The 20,919-nt window shown below is 67.1% G+C and carries 19 protein-coding genes and 1 tRNA gene; 12 read left to right on the top strand and 8 right to left on the bottom strand.

Annotated elements, in window-relative coordinates:
• Positions 1 to 127 precede the first annotated feature (127 nt).
• The 9 genes from cysS (at position 128) to F9K07_RS18850 (ending at position 9,258) form a co-directional block, all read left to right on the top strand.
• Entirely contained in the window at positions 128 to 1,507 is a 1,380-nt protein-coding gene (gene cysS, locus F9K07_RS18890; protein ID WP_159594893.1) for a cysteine--tRNA ligase, read from the top strand.
• Complete coding sequence (locus F9K07_RS18885; protein WP_159594892.1) at positions 1,507 to 2,157, top strand: DNA-3-methyladenine glycosylase family protein; 651 nt, start codon at positions 1,507 to 1,509, stop codon at positions 2,155 to 2,157. Before cysS ends, F9K07_RS18885 begins: the two co-directional genes overlap by 1 nt.
• Before the next feature lie 52 nt (positions 2,158 to 2,209).
• Positions 2,210 to 3,196, top strand: coding sequence for an acetyl-CoA carboxylase carboxyltransferase subunit alpha (locus F9K07_RS18880; RefSeq protein WP_159594891.1), 987 nt, complete (start codon positions 2,210 to 2,212; stop codon positions 3,194 to 3,196).
• 16 nt (positions 3,197 to 3,212) lie between these two features.
• Positions 3,213 to 4,193 (top strand): tRNA lysidine(34) synthetase TilS, encoded by a 981-nt coding sequence (tilS, locus tag F9K07_RS18875; protein WP_159594890.1) that lies wholly within the window; start codon positions 3,213 to 3,215, stop codon positions 4,191 to 4,193.
• A 92-nt stretch (positions 4,194 to 4,285) separates the two neighbouring features.
• Entirely contained in the window at positions 4,286 to 5,566 is a 1,281-nt protein-coding gene (locus tag F9K07_RS18870; RefSeq protein WP_159594889.1) for an aspartate kinase, read from the top strand.
• Positions 5,567 to 5,617: 51 nt separating this feature from the next.
• A tRNA-Ser gene (locus F9K07_RS18865) sits at positions 5,618 to 5,710 on the top strand.
• Positions 5,711 to 5,832: 122 nt separating this feature from the next.
• Complete coding sequence (locus F9K07_RS18860) at positions 5,833 to 7,590, top strand: tetratricopeptide repeat protein (RefSeq protein ID WP_159594888.1); 1,758 nt, start codon at positions 5,833 to 5,835, stop codon at positions 7,588 to 7,590.
• The gene (locus F9K07_RS18855; RefSeq protein WP_159594887.1) at positions 7,590 to 8,501 is read left to right on the top strand and encodes a DMT family transporter; all 912 of its coding nucleotides are present in this window, start codon (positions 7,590 to 7,592) and stop codon (positions 8,499 to 8,501) included. Before F9K07_RS18860 ends, F9K07_RS18855 begins: the two co-directional genes overlap by 1 nt.
• A gap of 112 nt (positions 8,502 to 8,613) precedes the next feature.
• Positions 8,614 to 9,258, top strand: coding sequence for an enoyl-CoA hydratase/isomerase family protein (locus F9K07_RS18850; protein WP_159594886.1), 645 nt, complete (start codon positions 8,614 to 8,616; stop codon positions 9,256 to 9,258).
• Positions 9,259 to 9,613: 355 nt separating this feature from the next.
• Here F9K07_RS18850 and F9K07_RS18845 read toward each other — a convergent pair whose 3' ends face one another.
• From F9K07_RS18845 to F9K07_RS18835, 3 genes are read right to left on the bottom strand one after another with little or no spacing between them, the layout of a single operon-like run.
• A complete protein-coding gene (locus F9K07_RS18845; RefSeq protein WP_159594885.1) occupies positions 9,614 to 10,072 on the bottom strand; it encodes an RNA-binding S4 domain-containing protein in 459 nt (152 codons plus the stop codon).
• 30 nt (positions 10,073 to 10,102) lie between these two features.
• Complete coding sequence (locus F9K07_RS18840) at positions 10,103 to 11,533, bottom strand: sensor histidine kinase (protein ID WP_159594884.1); 1,431 nt, start codon at positions 11,531 to 11,533, stop codon at positions 10,103 to 10,105.
• Positions 11,530 to 12,210, bottom strand: coding sequence for a response regulator transcription factor (locus F9K07_RS18835; protein WP_159594883.1), 681 nt, complete (start codon positions 12,208 to 12,210; stop codon positions 11,530 to 11,532). Before F9K07_RS18835 ends, F9K07_RS18840 begins: the two co-directional genes overlap by 4 nt.
• 159 nt (positions 12,211 to 12,369) lie before the next feature.
• On the opposite strand from F9K07_RS18835, the gene F9K07_RS18830 reads away from it, so the two are divergent.
• The 3 genes from F9K07_RS18830 (at position 12,370) to F9K07_RS18820 (ending at position 15,525) form a co-directional block, all read left to right on the top strand.
• Positions 12,370 to 13,329, top strand: coding sequence for a Bug family tripartite tricarboxylate transporter substrate binding protein (locus tag F9K07_RS18830; RefSeq protein WP_159594882.1), 960 nt, complete (start codon positions 12,370 to 12,372; stop codon positions 13,327 to 13,329).
• 156 nt (positions 13,330 to 13,485) lie between these two features.
• A complete protein-coding gene (locus tag F9K07_RS18825) occupies positions 13,486 to 14,013 on the top strand; it encodes a tripartite tricarboxylate transporter TctB family protein (protein WP_159594881.1) in 528 nt (175 codons plus the stop codon).
• 21 nt (positions 14,014 to 14,034) lie between these two features.
• Positions 14,035 to 15,525 (top strand): tripartite tricarboxylate transporter permease, encoded by a 1,491-nt coding sequence (locus F9K07_RS18820; protein WP_159597002.1) that lies wholly within the window; start codon positions 14,035 to 14,037, stop codon positions 15,523 to 15,525.
• 578 nt (positions 15,526 to 16,103) lie between these two features.
• Here the strand turns inward: F9K07_RS18820 and F9K07_RS18815 are convergent.
• The 5 genes from F9K07_RS18815 to F9K07_RS18795 are packed head-to-tail and all read right to left on the bottom strand — an operon-like array spanning position 16,104 to position 20,909.
• A complete protein-coding gene (locus F9K07_RS18815; RefSeq protein WP_159594880.1) occupies positions 16,104 to 17,096 on the bottom strand; it encodes a Bug family tripartite tricarboxylate transporter substrate binding protein in 993 nt (330 codons plus the stop codon).
• Positions 17,097 to 17,130: 34 nt separating this feature from the next.
• A complete protein-coding gene (locus F9K07_RS18810) occupies positions 17,131 to 17,781 on the bottom strand; it encodes a TetR/AcrR family transcriptional regulator (RefSeq protein WP_159594879.1) in 651 nt (216 codons plus the stop codon).
• A gap of 20 nt (positions 17,782 to 17,801) precedes the next feature.
• Positions 17,802 to 18,686 carry a fumarylacetoacetate hydrolase family protein gene (locus F9K07_RS18805; RefSeq protein ID WP_159594878.1) on the bottom strand — a complete coding sequence of 295 codons (885 nt, stop codon included), beginning with the start codon at positions 18,684 to 18,686 and terminating at the stop codon, positions 17,802 to 17,804.
• A 40-nt stretch (positions 18,687 to 18,726) separates the two neighbouring features.
• Complete coding sequence (locus F9K07_RS18800; protein WP_159594877.1) at positions 18,727 to 19,923, bottom strand: FAD-dependent monooxygenase; 1,197 nt, start codon at positions 19,921 to 19,923, stop codon at positions 18,727 to 18,729.
• On the bottom strand, positions 19,920 to 20,909 hold the full coding sequence (locus F9K07_RS18795; RefSeq protein ID WP_159594876.1) for a cupin domain-containing protein: 990 nt from the start codon (positions 20,907 to 20,909) through the stop codon (positions 19,920 to 19,922). Before F9K07_RS18795 ends, F9K07_RS18800 begins: the two co-directional genes overlap by 4 nt.
• Between the last annotated feature and the right edge of the window lie 10 nt (positions 20,910 to 20,919).

The following is a 20,919-nucleotide window of genomic DNA, read 5'->3' as shown; positions in this document are numbered from 1 at the left end:
TTCCAACGGCCACGACAGACCGTAGGGAACACCCGCAGGACCCTCTGCGCACAGGGTGTCATTGGCGGTTTGTTGACGCCGGTTTGCTGCCTCCGAAAGCCCCTCTGAATTCCGTGCCCGCCGCTCCATGACCTTGAAAATCCACAACACCTTGTCGCGCCGGTTGGAGGTCTTCCAACCCCTGGAGCCCGGCCATGTCCGCATGTACGTCTGCGGCATGACGATCTACGACCTCTGCCACATCGGCCACGCCCGCATGATGATGGCCTTCGATGTCGTGCAACGTTGGCTCAAGGTCAGCGGCTACCGCGTGACCTATGTGCGCAACATCACCGACATCGACGACAAGATCATCAAGCGCGCGCTGGAGCGCGGCATCACGCTGCGTGCGTTGACCGACGAAATGACGGCCGCGATGCACCAGGACATCGGCGCGCTCGGCATCGAGCCCCCCACGCTGGAGCCGCGCGCCACCGAGTACGTGCCGCAGATGTTGTCCTTGATCGAGACGCTGCAGAAGAAGGGCCTGGCCTATCAGGCCGACAGCGGCGACGTGAACTTCGCCGTGCGCAAGTTCGAGGGTTACGGCAAGCTGTCCGGAAAATCGCTCGACGACCTGCGCGCTGGCGAGCGCGTGGCCGTGGCCGGCGACAAGAACGATCCGCTGGACTTCGTGCTCTGGAAGTCGGCCAAACCCGACGAGCCCGAAGAAGCCCAATGGGCCAGTGCGTTCGGTCCGGGCCGCCCGGGCTGGCACATCGAATGCTCGGCCATGAGCTGCAGCACACTGGGTGAGACCTTCGACATCCACGGCGGCGGTGCCGACCTGCAGTTCCCGCACCACGAGAACGAGATCGCGCAGAGCGAGGGTGCGAGCGGCAAGCCGCTGGCGCGCTTCTGGGTGCACAACGGCTTCGTGCGCGTGGACAACGAGAAGATGTCCAAGAGCCTGGGCAACTTCTTCACCATCCGCGACGTGCTGGCGAAGTACGACCCGGAGACCGTGCGCTTCTTCATCCTGCGTGCCCACTACCGCAGCGCGCTCAATTACAGCGATGCGCACCTGGACGATGCGCGCGGGGCCCTCAGGCGCCTGTACACCGCGCTCTCGCTGGTGCCGGCGGCATCGGTCGCGGCGATCGACTGGCACCAACCGCACGCGCAGAAGTTTCGCGCCGCGATGGACGAAGACTTCGGCACGCCCGAGGCGGTGGCGGTGCTGTTCGAGTTGGCGGGCGAGGTCAACCGCAGCAAGGATGCGGCCACGGCCGGTTTGCTGCGTGCGCTGGGCGGCACGCTCGGCCTCTTGCAGGCCGACCCGCAGACCTATCTGCAAGGAGAGGCGAGCCAAGAGGAGGGCGCTGACATCGAGGCCCTGATCGCCCAGCGCAATGCCGCCAAGCAGGCGAAGAATTTCGCCGAGGCCGACCGCATCCGCAAAGAACTGGCCGAGCAGGGCATCGTGCTCAAGGACAGCCCCACCGGCACGACCTGGGAGCGCCACTGATGGCCAGCTCCATCCTCCCCGATCTCAGCCCGGACGCGCCCGCGTACTGGGTCGACGCATGCCGCCATCTCATGAAGCGCGACCGCGTGATGAAGAAGCTCATCCCGCAGTACGGCAGCGCCTGCCTGCAATCGCGTGGCGACGCCTTCGTCACCTTGGCGCGCAGCATTGTCGGGCAGCAGATTTCGGTCAAGGCCGCGCAATCGGTGTGGGACCGCTTCGAGGCGTTGCCCCGAAAGCTCACGCCTGCGCACGTGCTCAAGCTCAAGGTGGACGACATGCGCGCGGCCGGCTTGTCGGCCCGCAAGGTCGAGTACCTCGTCGATCTCGCGCTGCACTTCGCCAACGAACAGGTGCACGTGAGTGCCTGGTCGGAAATGGACGACGAAGCCATCATTGGTGAGCTGGTGGCGATCCGCGGCATTGGCCGATGGACGGCCGAAATGTTCCTGATCTTCCATCTGATGCGGCCCAACGTATTACCGCTGGACGACCTTGGTCTTCAGAATGGCATCAGCCAAGCCTATTTTTCGGGCGAGCCGGTGAGCCGCAGCGAAATCCGCGAGGTCGCCACGACCTGGGCGCCTTTCTGCAGCGTGGCGACTTGGTATATTTGGCGATCGCTCGACCCGCTGCCGGTGAGTTACTGAGCGCACCGGTTTTCACCGGCGCGTCGTGCAAACAAGACCAAAGGAGCCCACCTTGGCCAAGAAGAATTTTCTCGACTTCGAGCAACCCATTGCCGAACTCGAAACCAAGATCGAAGAACTGCGCTACGTGCAGACCGAGTCCGCCGTCGACATCTCCGAAGAGATCGAGCAGTTGGCAGGCAAGAGCCTGCAACTGACCAAGGACATCTACAGCAGCCTCACCCCCTGGCAGATTACCAAGATCGCGCGCCACACCGACCGGCCCTACACGCTGGACTATGTGCGCGAGATCTTCACGCACTTCGTGGAACTGCACGGCGACCGCCATTTCGCCGACGACCTGAGCATCGTGGGTGGCTTGGCGCGCTTCAACGGCCAGCCCTGCATGGTGCTCGGGCAGCAGAAGGGGCGCGACACGCGCGAGCGCGGCCTGCGCAACTTCGGCATGACCAAGCCCGAGGGCTATCGCAAGGCCTTGCGCCTGATGAAGCTGGCCGAGAAGTTCAAACTGCCGGTCTTCACGTTTGTGGACACGCCGGGCGCCTATCCCGGCATCGATGCCGAAGAGCGCGGCCAGTCCGAGGCCATCGGCCGCAACATCTTCGAGATGGCGCAGCTGGAAGTGCCCATCATCACCACCATCATCGGTGAGGGTGGTTCTGGCGGCGCCCTGGCGATCTCGGTGGCCGACCAAGTGCTCATGTTGCAGTACTCGGTGTACTCGGTCATCAGCCCCGAAGGCTGTGCGTCGATCCTCTGGAAAACCAGCGACCGCGCGAGCGAGGCGGCCGAGGAACTGGGCATTACCGCGCACCGCCTCAAGGCGCTGGGCCTGGTCGACAAGATCGTCAACGAGCCCGTGGGTGGCGCGCACCGGGACCACAAGCAGATGGCCGCTTTCCTCAAGCGCGCCCTGAACGATGCCTGGCGCCAGGTGGCCGATCTCAAGGTGAAGGAACTGGTCGACCGGCGCTACGCGCGTTTGAACAGCTACGGCCGCTTCACCGACACCAAGGCCGACAGCAAGGACAAGCGCTGAGCAGCGTGGTTGTGAGGTGAACGCCTCCCCAACCCCGGCCAATCCCTGCGAGCAGGCGTTGGCTGCGTGGTGTGGCCGCTGGCGATCAGAACCTGCGGCAGCACCTGTCGCCGTTGCCTACAGCGGGGGTGCCGACTCCACCGCGCTGTTGCTCGCCGCGCAGCAGCGCTGGCCGGGCCAAGTGACGGCACTGCACGTGCACCATGGCCTGCAGGCCGCCGCCGATGCTTTCGAAGCCCATGCCCAGGCGTTCTGTGCGCGACATGGCATCGCCTTTCTCACGGAGCGGGTGCAGGCCGCGCATGCGGTGGGCGAGAGTCCCGAAGACGCGGCGCGCCAGGCCCGCTACGCTGCGTTGGCGCGCATGGCAGGGCAGGCCGGCGTGGGCTGCGTCTTGTTGGGCCAGCACGCCGACGACCAGGCCGAAACCGTGCTGCTCGCGCTCAGCCGCGGTGCAGGGTTGCCGGGCCTGGCAGCGATGGGCGAGCGGTTCGAGCGGCATGGCCAGGTGTTTGGCCGGCCCATCCTGGGCTTGCCGTCCGCCGCCTTGCGCGACTGGCTGGCAGCGGCCGGCCATGCCTTCGTGGACGATCCGAGCAATGCCGATCGGCGCTACACGCGCAACCGCATCCGCGCCGTGCTGATGCCCGCCTGGGAGGCCTGCTTCCCGGGCTTTCGCCCCATGCTGGCACGCAGCGCTGCCCACGCCGCGCAGGCGCAGCGGCTGCTCGACGAGCTGGCGGCCATCGATCTCGCCCAGGTCGGCATGCCACCGGAGATCCGCGCCTTGCAGTCGCTCTCGCGCGACCGGCAGGGCAACGCCGTGCGCCACTGGCTGCGCACGCAAGCGAATGTGGCGGCCAGCGCCGCGCAGCTCGAAGAGCTGCTCGACCAGATCGCCGCCTGCACCACGCGCGGTCACCGCATCCATCTCAAGGTGGCCCATGGTTTCGTTACCCGGGAGGGTTCCCGGCTGCACTTCGCACCACCCATATAATCCTAGGTTGCCCAGAGGGGGCTTAGCAGCCCTGGCATGCCGTGCAGACAGCCCGCTGCGCGGCCGCGATCAACCCAATCCAATCCCTCCCGATGGCTTTGATAGTTCACAAGTACGGCGGCACCTCCATGGGGTCGACCGAGCGCATCCGCAATGTGGCCAAGCGCGTGGCCAAGTGGCACCGCGCGGGCCACCAGCTCGTGGTCGTGCCCAGCGCCATGAGCGGCGAAACCAACCGCCTGCTCGGCCTGGCCAAGGAACTGGCGCCCAGCAAGACCGACAGCGCCTACAACCGCGAGCTCGACATGCTGGCGGCCACCGGCGAGCAGGCTTCGTCCGCACTGCTGGCCATTGCCTTGCAGGCCGAAGGCATTGGCTCGGTGAGCTACGCCGGCTGGCAGGTGCCCATCAAGACCAACAATTCCTACACCAAGGCGCGCATCGAGTCGATCGACGATGTGCGCGTGCGCGCCGATCTGGGCGCGGGCAAGGTGGTCATCGTCACCGGCTTCCAGGGTGTGGATCCGCAGGGCAACATCACCACCCTGGGCCGTGGTGGCAGCGACACCTCGGCCGTGGCCGTGGCCGCGGCGCTCAAGGCGGCGGAGTGCCTGATCTATACCGATGTCGATGGCGTCTACACCACCGACCCGCGCGTGGTGCCCGAAGCCCGCCGACTCCACCGCGTGAGCTTCGAGGAGATGCTGGAGATGGCCAGCATGGGCAGCAAGGTGCTGCAGATCCGCTCGGTCGAATTCGCCGGCAAGTACAAGGTGCCCCTGCGCGTGCTCTCCAGCTTCACGCCCTGGGACATCGACCTGAATGAAGAAGCCGCCTCCGGCACCCTGATCACTTTTGAGGAAGACGAAGACATGGAACAAGCCGTCGTTTCCGGCATTGCCTTCAACCGCGACGAAGCCAAGATTTCGGTGCTCGGCGTGCCCGACACGCCTGGCATCGCCTATCAGATCCTGGGCGCTGTGGCCGATGCCAACATCGAGGTGGACGTGATCATCCAGAACCTGAGCAAGGGCGGCCTGACCGACTTCAGTTTCACGGTGCACCGCAACGACCACCAGAAGACGCTTGATCTGCTCAAGGCCAAGGTCGTGCCCGTACTGGGCGCTGCCGAAGTGGTGAGCGATGCGCGCATCTGCAAGGTGAGCATCGTCGGCATCGGCATGCGCAGCCACGTGGGTGTGGCCAGCCGCATGTTCAAGTGCCTGAGCGTGGAGGGCATCAACATCCAGATGATCTCCACTTCCGAGATCAAGACCTCGGTGGTGATCGACGAGAAGTACATGGAGCTCGCCGTGCGTTCGCTGCACCGCGAATTCGACCTGGACCAGGCCGCCGACAGCCTCACGAACTGAGTGCCGCAGCGCTCGGATGCCTCTTGAGTTAAGGCATAATACGCAGCTTCCGGAGTGATGACCGAGTGGCCGAAGGTGCTCCCCTGCTAAGGGAGTATGGGGTGTAGAGCCTCATCGAGGGTTCGAATCCCTCTCACTCCGCCAAATCTTTGCCAGGCTTACCCGCCGGCATATGACCCAAAAGCCCCACTGCCCACAAGCAGTGGGGCTTTTTGTTTCTGCGACAGTGACGCGCCGCTGTCACCATTTTTTGCAAGCCCGTCTCCATGTCTGCCTCACGTCTCGCGCCTGCCCAGCAAATGCAGCTGGCGGTGCACTTCCATTCGCATGGCCAGCTTGACGAAGCCCGCGCGTTGTACGAAAGCCTGCTCCAGCAGTTCCCCGCCGAGTTTGCCGTGCTCCATCACCTGGGCATGCTGGAGACCCAGGCGCAGCGCACCGACCAGGCCGCCGGCCATTTCGCGCGCGCAACGCAGATCGATCCCCAGAACGCCGACGCGTGGAACAACCTCGCATACACCCTGCAGCAGTTGGAGCGCGATGCCGAGGCGTTGCAGGCCTATGGCCGCGCGCTGGCGCTCAAGCCGGGTGATGCCGATGTCGCGGTCAACCTGGGGCTGTTGCACAAGCGTCTGCAGCAACTGCCGCAGGCAATCGAGGTGTTCGACGCGGCATTGGAATTCCATCCGCGACACGTGGCGCTGCTCACCAACCGGGGCAACGTGCTGCAGCAGCTCGGCAGGTCCGCCGAAGCGCTGGACAGCTACCAGCAGGCGCTGGCCGCCGCACCCGACAACCCGGTGGTGTTGAGCAATCTGGCCAATGTGTTGCGCGAACTGGCGCGCTACGACGAGGCCTTGCGCCATGCAGACCACGCCACCCAGGCCCATCCCCGTCACGCACCGGCCTGGGTGGAGCGGGGTGGCGCGCTCAAGATGCTGGATCGCACGGCCGACGCGGTGGGCAGCTACGAGAAGGCGTTGGCGCTGGCGCCGGAGTTGCTGTCGGCGCACACCGGCCTGGCCGCCACGGTGCTCAGCGACGAAGTGGCGCAAACGCCGCGCGTGATCGGAGCAGGGCAGGCCAGCCTGACGGCTTACCTTCGGGCCACCTACCAGGCGCCCGCGCTGAAGCAGGCCGGCCTGGCGCTGGGCCTGTCCCGCTTCAAGCACGATGTGCAGCAGGCCCAGTGGCTGCGCGAGCACGGTCACGAGGTGCCCGGACTCGATGCCTTCCTGGACACCGGTCCGGCGCTGTTGCAGACGGCACTGGAACAGGGCGCTGCCGGCGCGCTGCGCGTGTCGGGCGCCGAGCTGGCCCGCATGCAGCCGTTCCTGAGCGCGCCTTGGCTGCTGCCCATGCCCGCGTCGTTGCCGCACGTGCTTCACCCCGACAACGACTGGCGGGCGCTGGAAGATCGGTACCTGGCGGGCACGCCCGAGATCCTGACCATCGACCGCTTCCTGAGCGAACCCGCGCTGCAGGCTTTCCAGGCCTTCGCCCATGCCTCGCGGGTGTGGCATGGCGAGTACGCCCGCAACTACCTGGGTGCGTTCGCCAACCGCGGCTTCAGCAGCCCACTGCACCTGCAGCTGGCACGCGAACTCCGGCAGCGCATGCCGCGCGTGTTCAAGGACTACAGGCTCACGCAGCTCTGGGGTTTCAAGTACGAGCCTTCGACCACCAAAGGCATCAATGTGCACGCCGATTTCGCCAAGGTGAATCTGAACTTCTGGATCGCACCGGATGCGCACAACCTGGATCCAGACAGCGGCGGTCTCAAGGTGTACGACGTGCCCGCACCGGCCGAGTGGAGTTTCGAGCAATACAACGCGGACAGCGTGCTGATCTACGACTTCCTGCAGCGCCACGGTGCCCGGTGCGTGACGGTGCCGCACCGTTGCAACCGCGCGGTGCTGTTCAACTCGGCCCTGCTGCACGAGACCGACACGGTTCGTTTCGTGGACCGCTACGAGGGGCGCCGCGTGAACATGACCTACCTGTTCGGGCAGCAATTGCGCTAATGACGACACCGTCCTCGCCCGCCGCCCTGAGCCGCGCTGCCTTTGCCACACTGCTGCTGGTCGCCTTCATGATGGGCGCCAACCACGTGGCCGCGCGGCTGGCATTCGACAACGGAGTGAGCGTGACCACCGCGGTGGCGTTTCGCAGTGGCGTCACGGCGATCGTGGTGGCGATTCTGCTCGGTGCTTATCGCGTGCCCCTGCGCTTGCAACACCGGCACCGCAAGGCGTTGCTGGGCATCGGCTTGCTGGTGGGTGTGCAGAGCTTGTGCCTGTACGCGTCGGTGGCGCGTCTGCCCGTGGCGCTGGCGCTGCTCGCTTTCAACACCTACCCGCTGTGGACGGCACTGTGGGCGCGCGTCGTGTACCGGCAGCGGCCACAGCCGAGCGTGCTGCGCGCCATGCCGGTCATGTTGGTGGGCCTGGCGCTGGCGCTCGACGTGTCGGGCGCAGCGTCTGGCTTGGGCGCTTCCGGGCACTGGGCGCGCATCGGTGTGGGCGTGGCGTTTGCCCTGGCTGCCGCAGCCACCTTCGGTCTGGCGCTGGTGCTCACACAGCACGAGACCGGCGACCTCGACGGCCGGCTGCGCACGGCTTGCACCATGGGCATCGTCGCGGTGATGGCGCTGACCGCCGCCACGGCACAAGGCGGTCTGGCGTTGCCGACGGCACCGATCGGCTGGTGGGGCCTGGCTGGGCTCACCTTTCTCTACGGCACGGCCTTCACCATCATGTTCACCGTGCTGCCCAAACTCGGCGTGGTGGGCAATTCCGCGATCATGAACGTCGAGCCGATCTTCGCGCTCGTGCTGGCCTGGGCCGTTCTGGGTCAGGCGATCGCACCGGTGCAAGTGGTCGGTGGGTTGGTGGTGGTGGCTACCGTGATGTGGCTGGGTTTGCGCAAGGGTTAGCGGCTTGTAGTGCCTCGCTTGGAGCAGGTGCGGCCTCTTCGCCTCTGCAAGGCGACAATGAAGGCGAAAACCCTTGCTGGATTTCGCCTGATCACACATCGATAACCGACGGTTGGGTTCGAGTGCGTATGGGGGCCGCGAGGGCGCGGTCGCCACGATCACGTTCAACCGGCCGCAGGCGCTCAACGCCATCGACGTGACCATGGCACAGGGCTTTCTGGCTGCGGTCCGCGAGATCGCGGCCGACCGCGGGGTGCGCGCCGTCCTGCTGCGCGGCGAAGGCAAGGGTTTCGTGGCCGCCGGCGCGGGCCTGAGCCTGATGCTGCAGGCCGACTTCGTGATCGCGGCCGAAGGCACGCGCTTCAACCTGGCCTATGTGAACATCGGCACGAGTTGCGACGTGGGTGCCTCCTGGGCGCTGCCGCGGCGTGTCGGCTTGCGCCGCGCCCTGGAAATTGCGTTGTTGGGCGACACCGTGGACGCGGTCTCGGCCGAGCAGATGGGCTTGGTCAACCGCGTGGTGCCGGCGGACGCGCTCCCCGCCGAAGCCATGGCGCTGGCGCAGCGCCTGGCCGCCGGCACCACCGTGGCGCTGGGGCAACTGCGCCGGCTCATGCGCAGCAGCCTGGACCACGACCTCGCCACGCAGCTCGATCGCGAAGCCCAGGGCTTCCAGGTGTGCGCCGCCAGCGCGGACTTCGGCATTGGTGTCGACGCCTTCTTCGCCCGCGCCAAGCCGGCCTTCACTGGCCGCTGACGCATGCAGTCCCCCACGTCAAGGGCGTGGAGTCCGACTACGTACACCCTCGTGCCGCAGCTTTTTCGAGTCGTTTCAGGGAATTCAACAGACACGGTCTGTTGAATCTTCTGTGGTTTCTCAGCCGCCAGATCTGAACGCGCTGAAAGCGCGATTGAGCTTGGGTATGCGGCTTTCTCCCTGTTCGGTTCGGCGGCCCGAACGGGGTGAGAACCGGAGCTTCCTCGCGCAAACCGGCAGGCATTGCCACCTCCCCTCCGAGTTTCATCGTGTACCTTTTTGAAAGTGACGCGAATTTGGATCGATCTAAATTTTGTGTCAAGGCTGGTTTTGCGCGAACGGATCGCCGTCGGTCTCAGTCTTCGTCGCCGAGCGATGCGCTCCAGCGGTCGTTCCACCCGTCGCGGGGTGGCGCCTCGCGCAGGTCGTCGAGGTGGCGCCGGTCGCGCTTGGTAGGCCGGCCCATGGGCTGCGTGTGCGCGGGCTCGGGAGCGAGCCGGCGCTGTTCGGCGGCGGCTTGCCGCTGGTTGATGGACGCCGCCGTTTCCTCGTAGAGCAGCGCGGCCACGGGGGCCGGGCCGCGCACCCCGCTCAGGCCACGAACCACCACGGTGCGCGGTGGTTGCTGGGCCATGCGCAGCTCCAGCGTGTCGCCGATCTTCACCTCGCGCGACGGCTTCACCGGCAGGCCGTTGAGGCGCACGTGGCCCTTGTCGATCGCTTCGGTGCTCAGGCCGCGCGTCTTGTAGAAGCGCGCGGCCCATAGCCATTTGTCCAGGCGGACCTTGGTGTCGTGGAGGGTGGATGTGGTCACTGGTGAGCCTTCGGAACGGCCGTGCGGCGCTCATGCCTGCGCCGATGATGCCAGCGGCAGGCGCACGATGGCGTCCAGCCCGACGACCCGCCCCTGGAGCGTGCGGTTCTCCAGCGCGATCTCGCCCTGCAGCGATGCCACGATCTCGCGGCATATCGCCAGGCCCAGGCCCGAACCGCTGAGGCTTGGCGCCTGGTTCTGCTCGGTGGCAAAGGGTTGGAACAAGCGTTCGCGCAGCGCGGCGGAGATGCCGGGGCCGCTGTCGCGCACGGTGAGCACGGCGTTGTGCCCGTCGGCCACCAGCGACACCGACAGCGCCGAGCCCCGCGGGGTGTTCTTGATGGCGTTGTGCAGGAGATTGCGGCTGAGTTCGCGCAGCGCCCATTCGTGCGCACGCACCGGCGTGGTCTGGGTGTCGATGGCGAAGTCGAGCGAGCGATCGGCGATGAGGGCCGAGAGGTCCAGGGCGACCGCGCGCAGCACGCCCGACCAGTCGATGACCGACACAGCCATCTCCTGGCGCAGTTGCTCCACCTTGGCCAGCGCGAGCATCTGGTTGGCCAGTTCGGTGGCGCGCTCGACCGTGTGGCCAATCTCGTCCAGCGCCTGCAAGGGCGGCAGGTCGCCGCGCTGGGCGGACTGCACCTGGGTCTTGAGCACCGCCAGCGGCGTGCGCAGTTGGTGCGAGGTGTCGCGCACGAAGCGCTTCTGGTGTTCGAGCAGGTGTTGCAGGCGGTGCATGTGCTGGTTGGTTGCGTCCAGCAGCGGCAGCAGTTCGCGCGGCGCGCCATCGGTGGACAGGGGCGACAGATCGTTCTCGCTGCGCATGGCCAGGGCGTGGCTGACCGCGCGCACCGGGCGTGTGGCGCGCTGCACCACCAGCACCACCACCAGCGCGACCACGATCACCAGCGCCGCCTGGCGCCACAGCGTGTCGATCAGGATCTGCCGCGCCAGGGTTTCGCGCAGTTCCAGCGTCTCGGCCACCTGGATGGTGGCCATGCCCTGTTCATAGACGCCCGAGACCGGCTGCAGCAACACCGCCATGCGCACCGGAACGCCCCGGTATTCGTCGTCGTAGAAGTTCACCAGCGCGGCGTACAGGTTCTTCTGCGCAATGTCGGTGCGCCAAGGCGGCATGTCCTCGAAGCCCGACACCATCTCCCCCTTGAGGCCGCTGACGCGGTAGAAGATGCGGCTGCGGTTGTCGGCTTCAAACGCTTCAAGCGCCGAGTAGAGCAGGGCGGACTCGATGCGCACGTTGTCCCCCGTGCCACTCACGCTGAGCTGCTCGCCAAGCGACTTGGCCGTGGCCAGCAAGGTGCGGTCGTAGGCCGTGTCGGCGGCGGCGAGCGCCTGGCGGTAGAGCACCACGGTGTTGACCACGATGAAGGCGAGCACCGGCAGCAGAATGCCCAGCAGCAACGTGCGGCGCAGCGAGAGCGGGCGCGGGCGGTTCAAGCCGAGGCCTTCAGCAAATAGCCCAGACCGCGCAGCGTGACCAGTTGCGCACCGGTGTGCGCGATCTTCTTGCGCAGGCGGTAGGCCACCACCTCGATCGCTTCGGGCTGCACCTGCGTCTGGCCGGGGAACACCAGTTCGAACAGGCGTTCCTTGGCGATCGCGTGGCCCGGTTTGCCCAGCAGCGCCTGCAGCAGGGCGAGTTCGCGCGGCGCGAGTTCCATCGGCTCGCCTTGGAAGTACACCGCACCGTTGTCGCGGTCCACGTGCATGCCGCTCCAGGCGGCGCTGGTGCCGGGCGGCAGGTCGCTCGTATTGCCCGAGCGGCGCACCAGGGCGCGCACGCGCGCTTCGAGTTCGTCGAGATCGAAGGGCTTGGCCATGTAGTCGTCGGCTCCGCTGTTCAGGCCCAGGATGCGGTCGCCCACGGTGCCGCGCGCCGTGAGCACGATGACCGGTGTGCGCAGGCCGGCCGAGCGCGCCTGGCGCAGCACATCCAGGCCATCCTGGCCGGGCAGGCTGAGGTCGAGCAGCACCGCGTCGGGCAGGCTGGCCTGCCACAGGCCGAGTGCACGCGCGCCGTCTTCGCACCCGAGCACCTGCATGCCACGGCGCTCGAAGCTGCGCCGCAACGTGGCTTGCATGGTGGCGTTGTCCTCGATCAGCAGCAGCTTCATGCCGGACGATTATGGGCACGCGCCACGGCCGCGAGATTGTGGTTTCCACGTGGGCTGCGCCGCTCTGACTAGGGTTTTCACCGATGAGTCGGACAGCCAACTGACAGCGAGCAGGCAGAAGATAGGCAGGTCGATTTTTTCCATTCAAGGAGACAAACCATGCGTCGCGACACCTTCCTCAAATCCCTGGCGGCGTTGGCCGCTGCTGGCGCCTTGCCGAACGCGGCCTGGGCGGCGGCCAACATCAAGATGATGATCCCGGCCAATCCGGGTGGTGGCTGGGACGGCACGGGCCGCGCGCTGGGCGACGCCATGCGCGACGCGGGCGTGGCCTCTTCGGTGACCTACGACAACAAGGGCGGCGCGGCCGGCGCGATCGGCCTGGCGCAGTTCTACAACGCCAACAAGGGCGACCCGAATTCGCTGATGGTGATGGGCGCGGTGATGCTGGGCGGCATCATCACCGGCAAGCCGCCGGTGTCCATCACGCAGCTCACGCCGATCGCCCGCCTGAGCACCGAGTACAACGTGTTCGTGCTGCCCGCCGACTCGCCCTTGAAGACCATGAAGGACGTGGTGGAGCAGCTCAAGAAAGACCCGGGCAGCGTGAAGTGGGGCGGCGGTTCGCGCGGCTCCACCGAGCACATTGCCGCCGCGCAGATCGCGCAGGCGGTGGGCGTGCCGGCCTCCAAGATCAACTATGTGCCCTTCCGCGGCGGCGGTGAGGCCACGGCGGCCATTCTGGGCGGCAACGTCACCGTGGGCGGCAGCGGCTACAGCGAGTTCCAGCAGTACATCGAGAGCGGCAAGATGCGCGCGATCGCCGTCACCTCGGCGCAGCGTGTCAAGGGCATCAACGTGCCCACGCTCAAGGAGCAGGGCATCGACGTGGAGATCGGCAACTGGCGCGGCGTGTATGGCGCGGCCGGCATCACGCAGGCGCAGCGCGATGCGCTGACCGACATGGTGGTCAAGGCCACGAAGAGCAAGTCGTGGGCGGCGGCGGTGGAGAAGAACAACTGGACGCCCGCGCTGCTGACCGGCAAGGCCTTTGACGAATTCGTTGACAAGGACTTCTCCTCGTTGCGCGCAACCATGATCAGGGCAGGCATGGTGTAGCTCCCCCCTGCGCCGCTGACGCGGCTTCCCCCCTCTCTTGCGCGCCTTCGGCGCTTGGAGGGGGGACGGCATCTTGGGCCGGCGGAGCCGTCCCTCGATGCCCCTGGATGCAGACACGCCCGCCGGTCCGATGCCCTCTTATCAAGGATTCACGCAATGAACAACGATGCTTCGCGTTCCGCGAATCTCCATCGCCCTGGTCAGCTGGCCATGGGCGTTGGAGCCCTTCTGGTTGCGGCTGTGCTGGCATTCGGTGCGGCCGCCATTCCATCTGATGCGGGCTACGCGGGTGTGGGGCCGAACTTTCTGCCTTGGGTGGTCAGCGCTGCGCTCGCTGTGTGCGGCGTGATGCTGATCCGCGAGGTATTGACCGGCGGCTACCGCCAGATGGAGGAGCCCTCGGGCTCGGCGCGTGGCGACTGGCGGGCTCTGGCCTGGGTGTTGGCCGGGGTGCTGCTCAACGCGGCTTTGATCACCACCATTGGCTTCATCCTCAGTTGCGCCCTGTGCTTCGTGCTCGCGGTGCGCGGCCTGCGCATGAGCGAGGGCAGGCGCGCGGGCGACGCCATGCAGACCTTGAAGGACGCAGTCACCGGCATGTTGATCGCCGCGCCCGTGTTCTGGCTCTTCACCAAGGTGTTGGCGGTCAACTTGCCCGGTGTGACCGCCAGTGGCTGGATCTAACCCGAAGGCAGCACCACCATGATGGACACCCTCAACCAACTGCTCGCCGGCTTCGCCACTGCCGGCACCCCGATCAACCTGCTGTGGGCCTTTGCCGGTTGTGCGCTGGGCACCGCCATCGGCGTGCTGCCCGGGCTCGGCCCGGCCGTGACGGTGGCCATGCTGCTGCCCATTACCGGCCAGGTGGAACCCACGGCGTCGATGATCTTCTTCGCCGGCATCTACTACGGCGCGATGTACGGCGGCTCGACCACGTCGATTCTGCTTAACACGCCGGGCGAGACGGGCACCATGGTGACCGCGCTCGAGGGCTTCAAGATGGCCAAGAGCGGGCGCGCGGGCGCGGCCCTGGCCACCGCGGCCATCGGGTCTTTCTTCGCCGGCACCATCGCCACCATTCTGGTGACGCTGTTCGCGCCCATGCTGGCCGAGTTCGCAGTGAAGCTCGGCCCGCCCGAGTATTTCTGCCTGATGCTGCTGGCCTTCACCACGGTGAGCGCGGTGCTGGGGCAGAGCACGCTGCGCGGCTTGACGGCGCTGTTCTTCGGCCTCGCGCTGGGCCTCATCGGCATTGACCAGATCACCGCCACCGTGCGCTACACCGGCGGCGTGCTGGAGTTCATGGATGGCATCGAGGTGGTGCTGGTGGCGGTGGGCCTGTTCGCGGTGGCCGAGGCGTTCTACAACGCGCTGTACGAAGGCCGCAGCGAAGCCAGCATGAACAAGATGAACAAGGTGCACATGACCCGTGGCGAATGGCGCCGGTCCTGGCCAGCCTGGCTGCGCGGCACCGCCATCGGTTTTCCCTTCGGCACCATTCCGGCCGGCGGCACCGAGATTCCGACCTTCCTGAGTTACGCCACCGAACGGAAACTGGCCGCGCCCGAGCACAAGGCGGACTTCGGCACCGTGGGTGCGATCGAAGGTGTGGCCGGCCCGGAAGCTGCGAACAACGCGGCCGTCACCGGTACGCTGGTGCCCTTGCTCACACTGGGCATTCCCACGTCGGTCACGGCGGCCATTCTGCTGAGCGCGCTGCAGAACTACGGCATCAACGCCGGCCCGCAGCTGTTCCAGACCTCCTCGGCGCTGGTGTGGGCGCTGATCGCCTCGCTTTACATCGGCAACGTGATGCTGCTGGTGCTCAACCTGCCGCTAGTGGGCCTGTGGGTGAAGCTGCTGAAGATTCCGCGCCCGCAGCTCTACGCCGGCATCCTGATCTTCGCCACGGTGGGGGTGTACGGCATGCGCCAGAGCGCGTTCGACCTGTTCCTGATGGTCGGGCTGGGGCTGCTCGGCGTGGTGATGCGCCGCTACGACTTCCCCACCGCACCGGTGATCGTCGGTCTGATCCTCGGCCCCATGGCCGAGGCGCAGATGCGCAACGCGCTGTCCATCGGCGAAGGCAGCTTCATGGTGTTCCTGCAGCGTCCGATGTCGGCCACGCTGCTGGTGGTGGTGGTGCTGGTGTTGCTGGTGCCGCGCTTGTTGGCGAAGCGGAAGCTGGGTTGACGGGTTGCTGGATTGTTTCTGGCGTGTCCTGGTGGGCGCGCCGAGAGCTTGGGGCGCTGGGCCGAGGGCGCCGATGCGCAGCCCCTTCGGGGTTCGCTGCGGTGCTCGCACACACAGGCAAGTTCGCAAACTCGCTGCGCTCAAACACGCGAACTTGACCGCGCTGCGCGCGGCAACCTGTGTGCGCTGCGCTCCTCGCCTGCGCATAGGCGCCCTCGGCCCAGCGCCCCAAGCCCTCGGCGAGTGGTGGGTGGGCGTGCGTTCAAGGGCGTGGCTGCGAATTTGCTCCTCCCCCCGCTGGGCTTTGGTATCTACACAAGTTTTGGCGGCGACCTACCGCGAAGACCACTTCCGGCGCTCCCCTCACCCCAACCCTCTCCCGCAAGCGGGAGAGGGAGTAAGGTACGGTCGCCGGCAAGCGATTCTGGCGTGCACGCAAAGCAGCCGGAGCGCGGGTCTTACTCCCTCTCCCGCTTGCGGGAGAGGGTTGGGGTGAGGGCGTATTTGAAGCACCACAACATGTGTAGATACCAAAGCCCAGCGGGGGAGGGAGCCGCTCGGGATATCTCAGCGGCCCGTTAGTTCGCTGTCAGCCCCAACGCCTTCACCAAAGGTCCGAAGCGCGCCCGGTCGGCGACCATCAACTGGTCGAGCTCGGCCGGCGCGCTGTTGGAGGCGGTGAGCCCGAACTCGCCCAGGCGCTTCTTCACGTCGGGCTGGGCCAGCATCTTGTTGACCTCGGCATTCAAACGCGCCACGCGCTCGGGCGGTGTGGCGGCCGACGCGAAGAGGCCGAACCACACGGCGATGTCCAGGTCGGGGTGGGATTGCTTGAATTCCGGCAGGTCGGGGAACACCTCCTTGGCAGCCGGGCCGCTGGTGGCGATGGGCACCACATTGCCCGCCTTCACCTGCGGCATGGCCTCTGCCATGCTCACGATCACCGCGCTGACCTCACCGCCCATGAGCCCCTGCAGCGCCAGCGAGGTGCCTTTGTAGGGCACGTGGGTCATCTGCAACCCCAGGCGGTTGGCCACGAGCTCCATGGCCATGTGCGAGGGATGGCCCGGGCCTCCAGTGCCGAAGTTCACCTCCTTGGGGCGCGACTTCACGAGGGCAACGAACTCGGGCAGGGTCTTCACCTTGAGCGCGGGACTCACCAGCAGCACCAGCGTGGCTTTGCCCAGCAAGGCCACGGAGCGGAAATCGCGCGTGGGGTCGTAGGAGAGTTTGGAGAAGACGAAGGGGTTGACCACCATCACCGCGTCCGGCGCCACCAGTAGGGTGTGGCCATCGCCCGCCGACTTGGCCACGGCGTCGGCCGCGATCGCACCGCTGGCGCCCGCCTTGTTGTCGACCATGTTCGCCATGCCGGTCTGTTCGCCCAGCTTCTGGGCCACCAGCCGCGCGATCACGTCACCCAGCGCACCGGGCGGGCTGCCCACCACCACCTTCAGCAAGGACTGGCCCTGTGCCTGTGCCGGCAGGCCGGTGGATGCCGCCAGCCCGGCGGCCATGGCGCGCAGCAAAGTGCGCCGGGTTGCCGTGGGCGTGTGGAGTGGGTAGGTCATGGTGGGTGTCTCCGGTGGTTTGAAATGCGATGGCCTATGGGGGGCCGGATGGGGATGAGAGCAGCAGCATGGCTTCGGCCATGCGCGTCCAGGTCTGGAAGAGGGCATCGAATTCCTCGTCGGGGCCGGCCACGAGCTGGCGGATGCCGAAGCCCCGGGCGACCGCGAAAGACAGGCGCACCACGTCCTTGGCCTGGCGCGCCGGGTGTCCAGCCGCCACGAAGGCTTCGAGCCAGGCCTGTTCGACCGGCAGGCGGTACTGCTGCGCCAGCCGCTTGACGTCGGCCCCGAGCGAAGAGCCGGGGTCGACCATCATCAGGTCGAGCGAGAGCAGGAAATCGTCGCCGAGAAAGAACTCGCGGCTGTCGGCCACCAGCAGCGCCAGCAACTGGCGCGGGTTTTGCCGAGCGGCGTCGATGCGCGCCATCGCCCGTTCCATCGTGTCCTTGTAGACCTCTTCGAGCGCCTGCAGCACCAGCATGTCCTTCGAAGGGAAGTGGTGCGTCTGCGCGCCTTTGGATACGCCGGCCCGCTCGGCCACCTCGGCCGTGCGGAAGCTGGCGTAACGCTTTTCCTTGAGCAGGTCGATGGCGCAGTCGATCAATTTGCGCTGCGTGGCCTGGGTGCGTTCGGCCTGGGTGCGGCGGGGTTGGCGTGTCGCGGGTGCGGCGGTGGTCTTGGGCATGCGCGAATTCCTGAGAGGGGCTAAGGGTGGTGCGAAACCCTTAGTGTCATCTCTCCAAGGCCGTCGCAGGCCACGCGCACCACATCGCCGGGGAGCACCGGGCCCACGCCTTCGGGCGTGCCCGTGAGGATCACGTCGCCCGGGTGCAGCGTGTAGACGCTGGAGGCGATGGCGATGAGGTCGGGGATGTCGATCGTCATCGCGCCGGTGCTGCTGTGCTGCCGGCGCTCGCCGTTGACCCAGAGCGACATGCTCAGCGCGTGCGGGTCGGGGATCTCGTCGGCCGTGACGAAGCAGGGGCCGAGCACGGTGTAGGTGTCGGGCGACTTGCGAAAGCTGCGGTCTTCGGTGCCGCGCACCGTCATGTCCAGGCCGATGCAATAGCCCGCCACGTGCTGCATGGCCTCTTCACGGCGGATGGCGTGGCCCGCGCGGCCGATCACCACGGCGAGTTCGAGTTCGTGGTCGGTGCGCCGCTCGGGCAGCACGATCTGCACGCCCTCGGCAGCGCCCGCGATCGCGGACGTGGCCTTGAGGAACAGGCCGTATTTTTCGGCCGGGCGCTCCACGCCTTCGAGCGCCTTCATGTGCGTGCCGCCGGGGTCGACGCCGGGGTCCTTCGTGTCTTGCTGCACGTGCAGGCGGTAGTTGGCCGGCGCGGCCATGACCTTGCTCGGGTTGGTGATGGGGCTGTGCAGCTTCACCTGGGACAGGAGGCGCGGACTGGCGCTGCGCGGAACGCGCCGCGCGGCTTCCATGAGCGCGGGCAGGTGGGCAATGAGCGGGTCGCCCAGCGGCACCGGCCAGCGCAGCGGCGGCAGCGCGTCGAGCGCGGGGGTGATGTCGTGCACCACGTCGCCCTCGATCAGTCCGAGGCAGTCGTAGTCGAATCGGCAGAATTTCATCGGCGTTTCTCGCGGTACTTTTTGAAGTGGGAACGAAGTGTCATGCCGGCTGTGGCACGCGCACCGTGGCGGGTGCCCACAGCCAGTCGAAGCAGCGGTAGAGGTCTTCGGTGCTGCGCTCCTGTAGCTGCAGCGTGCGCACCTGCGCGTCGACACCGCCGCAGTGGTAGGTGTGCCAGAGCGCGCGCGATTCGAGCTGCACCCGCGCCGTGCGCACGAAGCGGCGGCGCTCGAACAAGGCGAAGGCGCGATGCGGATCGTTGCCGTGCGCGTCCATCAGGGCGCACAGTTCGGCCGCGTCTTCCAGCGCCATGCCCGCGCCCTGGGCGAGCGATTGCAAGGTGGCATGGGCGGCATCGCCCAGCAGCGTCACGCGGCCATCGGCCCAGCCCCGCAGCGGGTTGCGGTCGCCAATGGCCCAGCGCCGCTCCAGGTTGACCACCGAGATCACGTCGCGCACCTCGGCCTGCGATGGCGCGGCAATGGTTTCGATGTGGGTGCGGTAGGCGCCGTTGTCCGTGGCCTCCATGCCGTCGGGTACGCGGAACACGGCGACGATGTTCATCTCCGTGTGGTCGCGCAGCGGGTAGTAGATAACGTGGAAGCCATCGCCCGTCCACATGGTCACGCCCTGGCGCCGCCGCAGACTGGCGGGGGCCTGGTCCATCGGCACGATGGTGCGGTGTGCGACATAGCCGGTGTCGCGAGTCGCGTCGCTCGGGTGCATCTGCGCGCGCAGCCGCGAGCGCAGGCCATCGGCGGCCACCAGTGCGCGGCCTTCGATGCGCGTGCCTTGTTCGGTGTGCACTTGCACGCCGTGCGCCGTCTGCGAATAGCCCGTGACGGTGGTGGCCTGGTTCAGGTCCACCTCGGGCACGGCGCGCACCGCGCGCAACAGGATTTCGTGCAGGTCGACGCGGTGGATGCAGATGTAGGGCGCGGGAAAGCGCGCCTCGAAGGACTCGCCCTTGAGCGGCACGCGCACGAGCCGCTCGCCGGTCACCGCGTCCAGCAAGAGCAGATCGTCCGGCAGATAGGCCGCGCGGCGTACTTCGTCTTCCACGCCAAGCTGCGCGAGCACTGGCAACACGTTGGGGCCGATCTGCACGCCGTAGCCGATGGGCGCGATTTCGGCGGACTGCTCAAGCAAGCGCACCCGATGGCCGCGCTGGCCCAGGCCCAGGGCCGTGGCGACGCCGCCGAGGCCTCCGCCCACGATGAGAACCGGGTCGTTCATTTCACGTCCTCCAGGCTGTAGAAGCCACAGAACCTCATCAATCCCTCGTCGCTCAAGGACACCACCACCGCCTCTTCGTCGGCGGTGTGCCGCACGCGCGCACCGAGCGGGGCGACGAACACGTCGCCGAACGACCAGTCGAACGAGGCCTCGTCCACCGTGGTGTTGCCCTTGCCGCGCAACACCACGTGGATGGCGTTGGCCGCGTGGCGGAACGCGCCGCCGCGCCAACCCGACGCCCAGTGGTGCACCTTGATCGTGATGGTGGGCATGAGGGGCGAGGTCACGTCCAGCGTGCGGCCGACATGCGCGTCGGCCGGCGTGCCGGCCAGCGCCGCGAGCCGCGCCTGCGTGTCCGCCCATTCGATGCGCATGGGCGAGTGGTCTTCGCGCACGGCGTTTGGCTCCCAATGCTGTGGGTGGTCTTCCGCGCGCATGGGTTCGAGCAGGTGCACCAAGGGCAGGTCCAGGCAATCGAACCAGAAAGCCTGCTCGCTGCCTTCGTGCCCGTGGCCGTGCCAATGGTGGCCCGGTGTCAGCACGATGTCGCCGCTCTCCATCGGATGCTGGCGGCCGTTGACCACCGAGTAAGACCCGTGCGACTCGAGGATCACGCGCAGGGCGTGCGGCGAGTGGCGGTGCGAGCGCGCGCGTTCGCCTGGCAGGATCGACTGGTAGGCCCCCACCAGCGTGCGAGTGGTGGCGAAGTGATTGCCCGGCACCGGATTGCGCAGCACGAAGTTGCGCCGCTCGGCCAGGTCGGTGCCGATGACGCGGCCGGCCGCGAGCAGGGCCGGGCGGATCTGCGCATAGCGCCAGTGCACAGGCAGGAATGTCGAACGCGGCGCGGGCCAGAACAGCGGCTGCTCGCGCCGCACCCAACCCGGCGTGCAGTGGAGTGTGTCGATCGCGCGCACGAGTTCGTCGACGTTGCGGATCGCGTCGTAGCGCGCGCTGGGTGCGTCGAGTACGGTTGCTTCGGTCATCGGGGGTTCC

Source organism: Hydrogenophaga sp. BPS33, from assembly GCF_009859475.1.
GTDB lineage: Bacteria > Pseudomonadota > Gammaproteobacteria > Burkholderiales > Burkholderiaceae_C > Hydrogenophaga.
Note: the sequence above shows the minus strand (reverse complement) of the source record. Positions and strands in the feature narration are given on the sequence as shown.